Here is a 12,474-nt window from a genome sequence, read left to right on the forward strand (position 1 = left end):
CGACCGTCATGGCCACCTCCTCCCGGAAGCCCTCGCTGCGCGTCGAGCGTGAGCTGCAGCGACAGGGCCACCGACTGCTCGCCGGCATGGACGAGGTCGGCCGCGGCGCCCTCGCGGGGCCGGTGAGTGTCGGCGTCGTCGTCATCGACGAGGCGGTCCGGTCGGCTCCGGTCGGCGTCAAGGACTCCAAGCTGCTCACCGGACGGGCGCGTGCCGGCCTCGTGCCACGGATCCAGCGGTGGGCGGTGGCGCACGCCGTCGGGCATGCCGGCCCCGACGAGATCGACGCCATCGGCATTCTCGCCGCGCTGCGCGTCGCCGGCATCCGCGCCCTCGCCGCGCTGGGCGTCGCGCCCGACCTCGTCATCCTCGACGGCAACCACGACTGGCTGACCGCCCCGACGGATGTGGGGCTGCTCGCCTTCACGGGGGACCGACCCGTCACCCCACCGGTCGTGACGATGATCAAGGCGGACCTGCGGTGCTCCAGCGTCGCGGCCGCCAGCGTCCTCGCCAAGGTGGAGCGCGACGAGCTCATGGTCGGGCTCTCGGCGCACCACCCGGCATACGGGTGGGGTCTCAACAAGGGGTATGCCGCTCCCGAGCACCTGGACGCGCTGTCCCGGCTGGGGCCGTGCGCACTGCATCGCCGCTCGTGGCGGCTGCCGGGCGTCGTGGACCACAATGAGTGGCAGGACCTCGCCCCCGGCGAGCAGACAGAAACGGCGGTTCGGTGAGCTCTGAAGACCTCGAGAAGTACGAGACCGAGATGGAGCTGCAGCTCTACAAGGAGTATCGCGACGTCGTCGGCCTCTTCACCCACGTCGTCGAGACGGAGCGCCGCTTCTACCTCGCCAACTCCGTCGACGTGAAGGTGCGCACCGACGGCGGGGAGGTCTTCTTCGACGTGACGATGGCCGACGCGTGGGTGTGGGACATCTACCGACCGGCGCGTTTCGTCAAGAACGTGCGGGTGATCACGTTCAAGGACGTCAACGTCGAGGAGCTGCCCAAGCCCGACATCAAGCTGCCGGAGTCCGGCGACTTCTCCTGAGGTCCACAGCGAACATCCACACCGAGGGTCCACAGCGAACATCCACACCGAGCGTCCACACCGAGCCGGGCGGGACGCGCGTCGTCCACAGGGCCTGCAGGGCGGTGACCGCGCAGGCGCCGCCGGCCGCAGGCTGGTGGCATGGACTCCCTTCCCAGCCGCATCCTCGGTGACTACGGCGAGCGCCTCGCCTGCCGGTATCTGACCGACCGGGGGCTGACCGTCCTCGACCGCAACTGGCGCTGCGCGCGGGGCGAGATCGACATCGTCGCCGAGGACGGCGGCTGCATCGTCATCTGCGAGGTGAAGACCCGCAGCTCCGAGCAATTCGGCGCCCCGTTCGAGGCCGTCACCCAGCGCAAGGTCCGACGGCTCCGACGCCTCGCCGGGCTGTGGCTCGAGACGGGTCGGTCGCCGGCCGAGGGGACCGGGCGCTCGGTGGCGCCCGGTGGCCTGCGGATCGACGTCATCTCGATCCTCTGCGCACCCGGCGCACCGGCCCGCCTCGAGCACCTGCGCGGCGTGTCGTGAGCGGGTTGGGGCGCACCATGGCGGTCGGGCTGCGCGGCGTGACCGGCTTCCTCGTCGACGTCGAGGCGCACGTGTCCCAAGGACTGCCGTCGTTCGTCATCAGCGGCCTCGGCGACTCCGCCGTCGCGCAGTCGCCGGGGCGGATCCGGGCGGCCGCGTCGGCCCTGGCGCTGCCGGCGAGCCAGCGGCGGATCACGGTCAACCTCTCGCCCGCGGGCGTGCGCAAGACCGGGCCGGGGTTCGACCTGGCGATCCTCGTCGCGGTGGCGGCCGCCATGGGCGCCGTGCCGCAGCGCGTCGTCTCCGACGTGCTGCATCTCGGCGAGCTCGGGCTCGACGGTGCGGTCCGCGGGGTCCCGGGGGTGCTGCCCGCCATCCACGCGGCCGCGCAGGAGGGCGTCCGGCACGTCGTCGTCCCGGTCGCGAATGCCGCGGAGGCCCGCCTCGTCTCCGGCGTCCAGGTGCACCCGGTCGCCGACGTGGCCGAGCTGATGCAGCGCTACGCCAACCTCGCGCGAGGCCGGCCCGTGGTCGAGGTGCCCGTGCCGCCCTCGCGGGAGCCGGCGTCGCCAGCCACGGGGATGGACCTCGCCGAGGTGCTCGGCCAGGCGGAGGCGAAGCTGGCCCTGGAGATCGCGGCGGCCGGTGGGCACCACCTGCTCATGGCGGGGCCGCCCGGGGCGGGCAAGACGATGCTCGCGGAACGGTTGCCCGGCCTGCTGCCGGGCCTCGACGAGCCTCGGTCCATGGAAGTGACGGCCATCCACTCCGTGCTGGGCGTCCTCGGCGACGACGTGCGGCTCATCCGGCGGCCGCCCTTCGTCGCCCCACACCACGGAGCGTCGACGGCTGCCGTCATCGGCGGCGGCAGCGGGCGGATCCGCCCCGGTGCCGTCACGCAGGCCCATGCCGGGGTCCTCTTCCTCGACGAGACGCCCGAGTTCGACAAGAACGTCCTGCAAGCGCTGCGGACCCCCCTCGAGCGCGGCACGGTGACTATCGCCAGGGCCGCGGAGACGGTCACCTTCCCAGCCCGCTTCCAGCTGGTCCTCGCCGCGAATCCCTGCCCGTGCGGCCACGGGTGGGGCAAGGGGCTGGACTGCACCTGCACCCCGCTCCTGCGCCGCAACTACTTCGGCAAGCTCTCCGGGCCCCTGCTCGACCGCGTGGACCTGCAGGTCCACGTGCAGCCGCCGGGTCTCACGTCCGCGGGACAGGCGCCGGGCGAGACCACCGCCACGGTGGCGGCGCGCGTGGCGCAGGCGCGGGCGGCCCAGCGCCACCGGTGGGCGGCTGCCCGTCGGGCCGTCGAGCTCAACAGCGAGGTCGCCGGCTCGGTCCTGCGCGAGCCGCCCTGGCGGCTACCGCGCCTGGACACCGCCCCGCTCGACCGGGCGCTCGAGCTGGGGTCGATCAGCCTGCGCGGATACGACCGCACGTTGCGCGTGGCGTGGACCATGGCGGACCTCGTGGGGCTGACCCGCCCGGTCCGCGAGCAGGTGGACCTGGCGCTCTCCTTGCGGCGGCAGGCGGCGGTGGCGGCATGACCGACGAGCGACGGGCGAGAGCTGCCCTGAGCCGGCTCGTCGAACCGTGTGACGCAACCGTCGCGGCGCTGCTGGACCGGGTCGGGGCCGTGGAGGCCGTCGAGCGAATCCGGTGGGCGGCCAAGGGGCTCGAGCGCTTCGCCGCCCGGGTGGAGCGGCTCGACGTCGACCAGGACCTCGCCAACGGCGCCCGGATCGGGGCGCGTGTCGTCATCCCCGGAGACGACGAGTGGCCGGCGCGGCTCGACGACCTCCCGATCCCGCCGTGGTGCCTCTGGGTCCGCGGACCGCTGGAGCTCGGGGCGGGCCTGCGCCGGTCGGTGGCGGTCGTGGGCGCGCGGATCTGCACCCCCTACGGTGAGCACTTCGCGGCCGAGCTCGGTGCCGCGCTCGCCGGCCGTGGCTGGGCGGTGGTCTCGGGCGCGGCCTTCGGGATCGACGCGGCGGCGCATCGTGGCTGCCTCGCGGTCGACGGCACCACCGTGGCGGTGCTCGCCGGCGGCATCGACCGCGTCTATCCCGCCGCCCACGGGCAGCTCCTGCAGCGCATCCTCGACCGGGGCGCCTGTGTCTCCGAGGTGGCACCGGGATCCGCGCCGATGAAGAGCCGTTTCCTGCACCGCAACCGGCTGATCGCGGCGCTGACCGCCGGCACGGTGGTCGTCGAGGCGGGGCTGCGGTCCGGCTCCCTCAACACCGCGCGTCACGCCACCGCGCTGCTCCGTCCGGTCGCCGCCGTGCCCGGGCCGGTCACCTCGATGAGCTCGGCCGGCTGCCACCAACACATCCGGTCGGGCGAGGCGGTCCTCGTCACGAGCGCGGCGGAGGTCATCGAGCTCGTCGGCGACGTGGGCGTCGACGCGTGCGAGGAGCCGAGCGGGCCGGTGCTGGCCGCCGACCACCTGCCGCCGGCCGAGGCGGGCGTCCTCGAGGCCCTGCCGGTGCGCGGCTCCATGGACCTCGACGGCCTCAGCGTCCTGACGACGTTGGCGCCCCTCGCGGTCCGAGCGGCGCTGGCCCGGCTCGAGGACCTCGGCCTCGCCGTCGCCGAGGAGGGCCGTTGGCGCAAGGCCCGAGCGCGCCGCTCCTGACCCCAGCCGCCCGGGGGTCGGGGCGCAGTCGTGACGGTCCCCGCGGCTGCCCCGCATCGTGGTCAGGCGCGGGGATGGGCCTGCTCGTAGCTGCGACGCAGCCGATCCACGGAGACGTGGGTGTAGATCTGGGTCGTCGCGAGGCTGGCATGGCCGAGGAGCTCCTGGACGTCCCGAAGGTCCGCGCCGCCTTCGAGCAGGTGCGTGGCCGCACTGTGGCGCAGTCCGTGGGGCCCGAGGTCCGGCGCGTCGGCGACCTGCGTGAGCAGCGCATGCAGGACGGCCCGGACCTGGCGGGCGTCCACGCGCCGGCCCCGCCGCCCCAGGAAGAGAGCGGAACCCGACGTGGCCGTGGAGAGGCGCGGGCGGACCGCGAGCCACTCCTCGAGGGCCCGGGCGGCCGGGGCCCCGAACGGCACCACCCGCTCCTTGGCCCCCTTGCCCATGACCCGCACCACGCGCTGGCCGAGGTCGAGGTCATCGACGTCCAGCGCGACGAGCTCGCCCACCCGGATCCCGCTTGCGTAAAGCAGCTCGAGCACCGCCCGGTCCCGGGCGTGCACAGGGTCGCCGTCGTCGGCCCGCACCGCGGCGACGTCGAGGAGCGTGCCCGCCTGGTCCTGCCGCAGCACGCCGGGCAGCGTCCGGACGCGCCTTGGCGCGACGAGGCGCAGAGACGGGTCCCGCTCGACCCGGCCGGTCGAGTGGGCCCAGGAGAAGAACGTGCGCGCGGAGGCCGCCCGGCGGGCGAGCGTGGCCCGGGCGGCGCCGCCGGCGGCCTGGTCACCGAGCCACGCGCGCAGGTCGGCGAGCCGGATGTCCCCCGCACCGGCCAGCCCCCGCCCGGCCACGAAGGCGAGCAGGTGACGAACGTCTCCGAGGTAGGCGCGCCGGGTGTGCTCGGACCGGCCACGCTCGGCTCCGAGGTGCCGGGAGAAGGCGTCGAGCAGGGCGGCCTGCGACGACTCGCGCGCGGCCATCGCAGCCGAGCCGTCAGCGCCGTCCGACAGACCTGCCATGCCGGCACCTTCGCGCACGCAGGTCGGACAGGCAAGGACATCCTGCCGGCGGTCGGCGCCGGCGCGCCGGAGCCCCCGGTCCACGGTCGACTCAGCCCGGCGGTCAGAGAGGGCGGAGGGGGAGCAGCCTGATCGGCCGTGGCATGAGCAGGCTGAGCGGGTCGAGGTAGTCGTGGCCGCGCAGCACGCCCCAGTGCAGGCACGCGCGCGGCGCGCAGTGGCCCGCTGCCGGGGCGACGCGCCCGATGGCCGCGCCACCGGCGACGAGGGTCCCGACCGGTGGCGGGCCGGTGACCGGCTCGAAGGTGCTGCGCAGCCCTCCGGCGTGGGTGACCACGACCACGCCGCGACCGGCCAGCAGGCCGGTATACGTGACCCGCCCCGCGCCCGGAGAGAGGACCGCCTGCCCGGCCGTGGCCTCGAGGTCGACCCCGCGGTGGCCGGGGGACCAGCGGTGCTCGGGCCGGTCGAAGGCTCTCGCCACCGCCGGGCGGGGGGAGAGCGGCCACTGCCACCCGCGGCTCGTGCCGGCCCCCGAGGGCTCGCCGGCGTCGGCGGCGAGGCTCCCCACGGTGGCGGAAGCACCCCCGAGCGCGACCACCGTGGCGGTGAGCGCCGTGGCGAGGGCGAGAACGGCCGTGCCGATGGGCATGTCGGCCACGCTAGGCGCGTCCCGCGTCGGCCGGGCGACCGATGCCGCGGCGGTGGACGACGCGCTGACGTGGTCGTCGCCCTGTGGACGCTCAGGCCTTGGCGCGGCTGAGGGCGCTGAGACGCCGGCTCGCCTCGACGAGGACGTCGTCACGCTTGCAGAAGGCGAAGCGGATCAGCGTCCTCGCCGCGTCGCGGTCGTCGCAGAAGACCGATACCGGCACCCCCACCACCCCGGCGAGCTCCGGCAGGCGCCGAGCGAACTCGACCCCGTCCAGCGCCCCGAGGGGTGCCGCGTCGGCGATGACGAAGTAGGTGCCCGCCGGCCGGGACACCTCCAGCCCGCTGGCGGCGAGCGCCGAGCAGAGCAGGTCGCGCTTGCGCTGCAGGGATGCGGCGAGCCCGGCATACACCTCGTCGTCGAGGCCGAGGGCGAGCGCCACCGCGGGCTGGAACGGCCCAGACCCGACGAAGGTGATGAACTGCTTGACGGTGCGGGCCGCCGAGACGACCTCGCGGGGACCGCAGAGCCAGCCGACCTTCCAGCCGGTCACCGAGAACGTCTTGCCGGCCGAGGAGATGGTGATGGTCCGCTCCGCCATGCCGGGCAGGCTCGCCATCGGCACATGCTCCACACCGTCGAAGACCAGGTGCTCGTAGACCTCGTCGGTGACGACCCACGCGTCGTGCTGCCTCGCCAGCGACGCGACGAGCTCGAGCTCGGCGCGGGTGAAGACCTTGCCCGTGGGGTTGTGCGGCGTGTTGAGCAGCACGAGTCTCGTCCGGCTCGAGAAGGCGGCCCGCAGGGACGCCTCGTCCACGGCGAAGTCGGGGAAGCGCAGCACCGACGTGCGGCGCGCGGCGCCGGAGAGCGCGATCGTCGCGGCATACGAGTCGTAGTAGGGCTCGAAGGTCACCACCTCGTCGCCGGCCTCGCACAGCGCGAGGATCACCGAGGCGATCGCCTCGGTGGCGCCGACGGTGACGAGGACCTCCGACGCCGGGTCGACGCGCAGCCCGTAGAACCGCTCCTGGTGCCGGGCGATCGCGAGGAGCAGCTCCGGGACGCCCGGGCCGGGCGGGTACTGGTTGCGACCCGCGTCGATGGCCGCCTTCGCCGCCTCGAGCATGACGCGCGGGCCGTCGGTGTCCGGGAACCCCTGCCCGAGGTTGATGCTCCCCGTCCGCTGCGCGAGCGCCGTCATCTCGGCGAAGACCGTCGTGCCGAAGCCGGCCAACGGGGCGTCTCGGCGCAGGGACGGCATACCGGCATGGTAGACGGCGACGCCCCGCACGCGCCCGCGCTCAGAGGTTGGTCGGGTTGGAGCCGGAGTCGATGACGACCCCCTTCCGGCCGGTGTCGCCGAGCGTGGTGCCGACGAGCCCGCGGCCCGAGGCGATGAAGGCGAAGAGGTAGTGGTCGGGGAAGAGCTGCAGCTTGAGGACACCGAAGTCGGAGCGGTCGAAGACCTGGCTGCCGACGTGCTTGGAGGACCGGTTCGACAACGACTTGCCGCCCGTGCCGACGACGAAGGAGCGGATGCCGGCGGCGTCGAGGGCGCCCGTGCTGTTCATCTTGGCGAACCGCTCGTAGTTGTGGTTGTGGCCCGATAGGACGATGTCGGCGTGCGCGGTCTGCAGCAGGGCCCAGATCGGGGCGGCCGCGGTGTAGTCCGTAATGGAGTTCGGCGAGGTGTAGCGCGCCTGGTGCCACGTGGCCAGGATGTGCGCCCCCGGGTGAGCGGCGAGGTCGGACTTGAGCCACGCGTACTGCGGCGACGTGCTCGACATGGGGACCTCCGAGTTGAGCGCGTAGCCGCGCCACCCGTTGCCGATGTCCCACGCGTAGTAGAGGGCGCCGTTCGTCGCGTTCTTGACGACGGGCCCGAAGTACGAGGTGTACCCGGCCGCCCCGGCTGTCTGGTAGTCGTGGTTGCCGGGGACCGGCCGCGTGACCGCCTTGAAGGAGCCCCACGTCGGCGCGTACTTGGTGTTGTAGTCGCTGAGGGAGCCCAGCTCGTAGGCGTTGTCACCGAGCGGCAGGACGAACTTCGGCGCGTTGGCGCGGATCACGTCACCCGTGGAGCCCGCGTTGGTGCCGGATCCCGCGATGTCACCGGCGGCCATGACGACGACCGGGACGACCGCAGCGGTCGATGTGGGGGCGGTGACGCCCACCACGGCTGTGATCGAGACGACGGCGGCCGCTGCCGCCCGGGCAAGTCTGATGCGCATGGTGTGGCCCCTCTGTCGGTCCGGTCCTCCCCGCGGACTGGTCAGTGGTCGCCCATTGTGTATGCCGTGAAGCCGGCGCGCAGCGGAATGTGCGCGGTGACGGACCGCCCGCTCAGGCAAGGCCGCAGGCGGTGATCCGGTAGAGCGTGTAGCGCCCCGAGGTCGCCACCCTCGTCAGGCCGGGGACCGCGGCGAGGTGCATGAGACCCGAGGACCGCTCGGGAAGGTCGAGCCAGTAGACGTCGGGCGACTCGACGACGAAGCGCACGCCCTGACGACGCAGCGCCGCGCACACGTCGGGCCGAGCGGCCATGTCCCGAAGGCCGGTCCCGATGACCACCTCGTCCCCGGCCGCTGCCATGGGGATCGAGCGGTAGAGCGTGCGCGTGCCCGTGAGGGCATAGAGCAGCGGGGAGCCGTTCTCCGGGCGCCCCGCGACCACCTGCCCGGGCGGCACGAAGGCGGCCAGGCGCTCGAGGTCCGCCTGCCGAGCGGGGTCGAGGATGATTCTCTCGGGCAGGGCGGGGTGGAAGTAGTCCCGCAGGAGGCGGCTGCGGTCGGCATGGTCGGCGACGACGGTGAGGAGCGGCACCGCGCCCACGGCGGCGGCCGCCACGAGAAAGGGCGCCCGCCGCAGTGCGGGCACGCGCCGTAGCAGCGCCCGGAGCGCAGGAGCAGCCGCCGCGACCATGACCACGCCGGGCACGGTGGCGAGCGAGGCCAGGCGGACCTTGTCGTTGTACCAGTACCCCGTGACGAGGGCCGTCCACTCGGACGTCGACGACGCGGCGAGGACGTAGAGGCCCACGCAGCACACCCACATCGCGAGGACCGGGGCGGCCGCCCGCGCCCGCGTGAGGATCCACCCCGTGCCGAGGGCGACCAGGGCCAGCAGTCCCCAGGCCACCGACGTGACCTGCAGGCGACCCCCGACGCTCTCGACGAGGGCGGTCCACACGGACACGTGACCCGGCCAGCCGTAGGCCTGCGTTGCGGCAAGGCGGGAGGAGACCAGGGGTGCGGCCAGCACGCCGGCCGCGACGACGGCGACCACGGCCGCGATGTCGCGCACCACCACGGTCCACGGCGAGTGTCCGAGCACCCCGGCCCGCAACCGGGCGGCGAAGAACCACGCGAGGGCGAAGACGACGAGGGAGACCAAGGCGTTGGGGTGGACGAGGGCGAGGCCGGGCAGGGCGGCGACGAACGCGAGGACCTGGCCCGGGCGCCGCGAACGGGCTGCCTGGAGCATGAGGGCGAGCGCCCCGGAGGTCAGCGCCGTGCCCATGAGGTTGGGCCAGAGGACCCCCCAGCCGAGGAGCATGGTGGGAAAGGCCACGAAGCCCGCGGCCGCGAACCCGCCGGCGTAGAGCACGAGGCGCGAGGTGCCGAGGGCGTGCCGCACGAGGGCCACGCAGCCGACCGGCCACACGACGGCCGCGAGCACGACGGTGGCGGCGTTCGCCGCCGCGAGGATGGGCACGTGGACGGCGAGCATGCCCGTGGCCGTCCAGGCGTGGAAGCCGCTCGGGTAGAGGGAGCCGTTGGTCGGGGCGAAGTTGCCGGTGTCGAGGAAGAGCCGGACCCGGTTGAGGTGGAAGACGGCATCCGGGCTGTCCACGAGCTCGTCGGGCCGGCCGATGGCCGGCAGGAGCGTGATCAGGGTGACGGCGACCCCGATGCCGCAGGCCACCGCGGCGTCCGGTCGAGGCCGGCCGAGCCACCGCCGGGAGCGGGTGAGGTGGGGGCCGTCGCGGTGCAGGAGGTGGCCGAGCAGCGCCGCCACCGCGGTCGTCCCGGCCGTGGCGGCGACGAGGAGCGGCAAGGACCACCGCACGCCGGCGAGCCCAGCCACGGTGGCCCAGCCGCCGAGGACGGCGACGGAGACGGCGGGGGAGATGGCAACGGCCTCGAGGCCCCGCGCACCGAGCGCCCGCACGACCAGCCAGCCGGGGACGAGCAGGAGGGCCGTCAGGACGGTGAGGACCGGGATCGCCTCGGTCCAGCTCGCCATGCGCCCTCCACCGTCGATCGGGTCCCCTCCGCGCCCATTGTGGCGGGTGCCGGGGATTTCGCCCCCACCCGGGGCAGGCCATAGGATCGGGGGTGGTCCGGTGTGCCTCGTGCGCGCCGCGACCGTAATTCGCGCGTCTTCTGCCGGACGGAGCTCCCCCGCGGGGCTCGGTCCGGGGCGCACCACGGCAGTCCCGGCGGGTCCGGGCGGGGTGCGTGCAAGGCGCCAGGCGCGAGACGTATGCCGTCCAGCCCGGTCCTTCGGGCGGGGGGCGGCACGTCCCGCGGACAACTGACAACACCACGACAAGGGAGGACAACGGCATGGCCGTCGTCACCATGCGCCAGCTCCTCGAGAGCGGCGTTCACTTCGGGCACCAGACCCGACGCTGGAACCCCAAGATGAAGCGCTTCATCATGACCGAGCGCAACGGCATCTACATCATCGACCTGCAGCAGTCGCTGACCTACATCAACAACGCCTACGAGTTCGTCAAGGAGACCGTCGCCCACGGCGGCACCATCCTGTTCGTCGGCACGAAGAAGCAGGCCCAGGAGCCCGTCGCCGAGCAGGCGACGCGCGTCGGCATGCCCTACGTCAACCACCGCTGGCTCGGCGGCATGCTCACCAACTTCTCGACGATCTCCAAGCGGCTCACGCGCCTCAAGGAGCTCGAGGAGCTCGACTTCGACGACGTGGCCGGCTCCGGCTACACGAAGAAGGAGCTGCTCATCCTCGGCCGCGAGAAGGACAAGCTCGAGAAGACCCTCGGCGGCATCCGCTCGATGACCAAGGTCCCCTCCGCCGTGTGGGTCGTCGACACGAAGAAGGAGCACCTCGCCGTCGACGAGGCCCGCAAGCTGGGTCTGCCGGTCATCGCCATCCTCGACACCAACTGCGACCCCGACGAGGTCGACTACAAGATCCCCGGCAACGACGACGCCATCCGGTCCGTCACGCTGCTGACCCGCGTCGTCGCGGACGCCGTCGCCGAAGGTCTCGTCCAGCGCTCGTCCGGCCGCAGCGGCGGTGACGCCGCGGCGGAGGAGCCGCTCGCCGAGTGGGAGCGGGAGCTCTACGCCGAGGCCGCCGCCGTCGCCGACGCCCCGTCGGCACCCGCCGAGGACGCCGCACCGGCGGAGGCGGCCCAGGCCGCCGCCGTGGAGGCGACGGACGCCGCTGCCGAGGAGACCGCACCGGCGGCCGTCCCGGGCAGCGAGCAGGCCCCGGCCGTGGCCTCCTCGCTCAACGCCGAGCCGGGCAGCGCCAACGCCTGACGTCCCGGGGGGCCCCCGAGCCGGCAGCCAGCCGGCCCGGCACCCCCCGCAGCCACACAGCAGCCACCAGCACCGACGAAAAGAGCGAACTACACCCATGGCGAACTACACCGCCGCTGACATCAAGGCGCTTCGCGAGCAGACCGGCGCGGGCATGATGGACGTCAAGAAGGCTCTCGACGAGTCCGAGGGCGACCGCGCCAAGGCAGTCGAGATCCTGCGCGTCAAGGGACTCAAGGGCGTGACGAAGCGCGAGGGCCGTTCGGCCTCCAACGGGCTCGTCGCGGCCGCGGCCCGGGACGGCGTCGGCACCCTCGTCGAGGTCAACTGCGAGACCGACTTCGTGGCCAAGGGCGAGAAGTTCATCGCCCTGGCCGACCAGGTGCTCGCGCAGGCCGTGGCGTCCGGAGCCGAGGACGCCGCCACCCTCCTGGCGAGCACGCTCGACGACGGCACGTCCGTCAAGGAGCTGCTCGACGAGGCCAACGCCACGATCGGGGAGAAGATCGAGGTGCGCCGCGTGGCCCGCCTCGAGGGCGACCGGGTCGTGTCCTACCTGCACAAGACGAGCCCTGACCTGCCCGCGCAGATCGGCGTCCTCGTCGCGCTCGAGGGGGGCGACGACACCGTCGGCCGCGACGTCGCGATGCACATCGCGGCGTTCTCGCCGTCCGTCCTGACCCGCGACGAGGTCCCGGCCGAGACGGTCGAGAACGAGCGTCGGGTCGCCGAGGCGACCGCGCGCGAGGAGGGCAAGCCCGAGGCCGCGCTGCCGCGCATCGTCGAGGGCCGGGTCGGCGGCTACTTCAAGGAGAACGTCCTGCTCGAGCAGCCGTTCGCCAAGGACGCGAAGAAGACCGTCGCCAAGGTGCTCGAGGAGGCCGGGGCCAAGGCGACCGCCTTCGCCCGCTTCCGCGTCGGCCAGTAGCTCGCGAGGTGTCCGCGGGTCGGGGGGCGCCCCCCTGACCTCGGCGGACGCTACGATGGCCACGATGCCGGTCGTCCCTGTGGGGGACGACCGGCGTCGTCGTCTGCCGGCCGCCTGCGAATCCGCT

Annotated in this window: 12 protein-coding genes; 7 read left to right on the plus strand and 5 right to left on the minus strand. The window is 73.7% G+C overall.

Annotated elements, in window-relative coordinates; genetic code table 11:
- The first annotated feature begins 8 nt into the window (after nucleotides 1-8).
- The 5 genes from VFJ94_RS12235 to dprA all read left to right on the plus strand — a co-directional run bounded on the left by VFJ94_RS12235 (nucleotide 9) and on the right by dprA (nucleotide 4,223).
- Entirely contained in the window at nucleotides 9-737 is a 729-nt protein-coding gene (locus VFJ94_RS12235) for a ribonuclease HII (protein WP_325004490.1), read from the plus strand.
- The gene (locus VFJ94_RS12240; protein WP_325004491.1) at nucleotides 734-1,054 is read left to right on the plus strand and encodes a DUF2469 domain-containing protein; all 321 of its coding nucleotides are present in this window, start codon (nucleotides 734-736) and stop codon (nucleotides 1,052-1,054) included. The genes VFJ94_RS12235 and VFJ94_RS12240 overlap by 4 nt, the downstream gene beginning before the upstream one ends.
- A gap of 141 nt (nucleotides 1,055-1,195) precedes the next feature.
- Nucleotides 1,196-1,585 carry a YraN family protein gene (locus VFJ94_RS12245; protein ID WP_325004492.1) on the plus strand — a complete coding sequence of 130 codons (390 nt, stop codon included), beginning with the start codon at nucleotides 1,196-1,198 and terminating at the stop codon, nucleotides 1,583-1,585.
- Nucleotides 1,586-1,602: 17 nt separating this feature from the next.
- The gene (locus VFJ94_RS12250) at nucleotides 1,603-3,132 is read left to right on the plus strand and encodes a YifB family Mg chelatase-like AAA ATPase (protein ID WP_414654607.1); all 1,530 of its coding nucleotides are present in this window, start codon (nucleotides 1,603-1,605) and stop codon (nucleotides 3,130-3,132) included.
- The gene (gene dprA / locus VFJ94_RS12255) at nucleotides 3,129-4,223 is read left to right on the plus strand and encodes a DNA-processing protein DprA (RefSeq protein WP_325004494.1); all 1,095 of its coding nucleotides are present in this window, start codon (nucleotides 3,129-3,131) and stop codon (nucleotides 4,221-4,223) included. The genes VFJ94_RS12250 and dprA overlap by 4 nt, the downstream gene beginning before the upstream one ends.
- 62 nt (nucleotides 4,224-4,285) lie before the next feature.
- On the opposite strand, the gene VFJ94_RS12260 is transcribed toward dprA, so the two are convergent.
- The 5 genes from VFJ94_RS12260 to VFJ94_RS12280 form a co-directional block, all read right to left on the minus strand.
- On the minus strand, nucleotides 4,286-5,203 hold the full coding sequence (locus VFJ94_RS12260) for a tyrosine recombinase XerC (protein ID WP_325004538.1): 918 nt from the start codon (nucleotides 5,201-5,203) through the stop codon (nucleotides 4,286-4,288).
- A gap of 142 nt (nucleotides 5,204-5,345) precedes the next feature.
- Nucleotides 5,346-5,894 (minus strand): peptidoglycan DD-metalloendopeptidase family protein, encoded by a 549-nt coding sequence (locus VFJ94_RS12265; RefSeq protein WP_325004495.1) that lies wholly within the window; start codon nucleotides 5,892-5,894, stop codon nucleotides 5,346-5,348.
- A 91-nt stretch (nucleotides 5,895-5,985) separates the two neighbouring features.
- Nucleotides 5,986-7,158 carry a pyridoxal phosphate-dependent aminotransferase gene (locus VFJ94_RS12270; protein WP_325004496.1) on the minus strand — a complete coding sequence of 391 codons (1,173 nt, stop codon included), beginning with the start codon at nucleotides 7,156-7,158 and terminating at the stop codon, nucleotides 5,986-5,988.
- Nucleotides 7,159-7,198: 40 nt separating this feature from the next.
- The gene (locus VFJ94_RS12275) at nucleotides 7,199-8,128 is read right to left on the minus strand and encodes a metallophosphoesterase family protein (RefSeq protein WP_325004497.1); all 930 of its coding nucleotides are present in this window, start codon (nucleotides 8,126-8,128) and stop codon (nucleotides 7,199-7,201) included.
- A gap of 112 nt (nucleotides 8,129-8,240) precedes the next feature.
- Nucleotides 8,241-10,142 (minus strand): DUF6541 family protein, encoded by a 1,902-nt coding sequence (locus tag VFJ94_RS12280; RefSeq protein ID WP_325004498.1) that lies wholly within the window; start codon nucleotides 10,140-10,142, stop codon nucleotides 8,241-8,243.
- A 323-nt stretch (nucleotides 10,143-10,465) separates the two neighbouring features.
- Between VFJ94_RS12280 and rpsB the strand changes: the two genes are divergently transcribed.
- Together rpsB and tsf are read left to right on the plus strand one after the other, a co-directional pair.
- Nucleotides 10,466-11,419, plus strand: a complete 954-nt coding sequence (gene rpsB / locus VFJ94_RS12285; RefSeq protein WP_325004499.1) for a 30S ribosomal protein S2 — start codon at nucleotides 10,466-10,468, stop codon at nucleotides 11,417-11,419.
- Nucleotides 11,420-11,516: 97 nt separating this feature from the next.
- Entirely contained in the window at nucleotides 11,517-12,347 is an 831-nt protein-coding gene (gene tsf, locus VFJ94_RS12290) for a translation elongation factor Ts (protein ID WP_325004500.1), read from the plus strand.
- Nucleotides 12,348-12,474: the final 127 nt, after the last annotated feature.

The organism is Intrasporangium sp., from assembly GCF_035688975.1.
Taxonomy (GTDB): domain Bacteria; phylum Actinomycetota; class Actinomycetes; order Actinomycetales; family Dermatophilaceae; genus CALMNV01.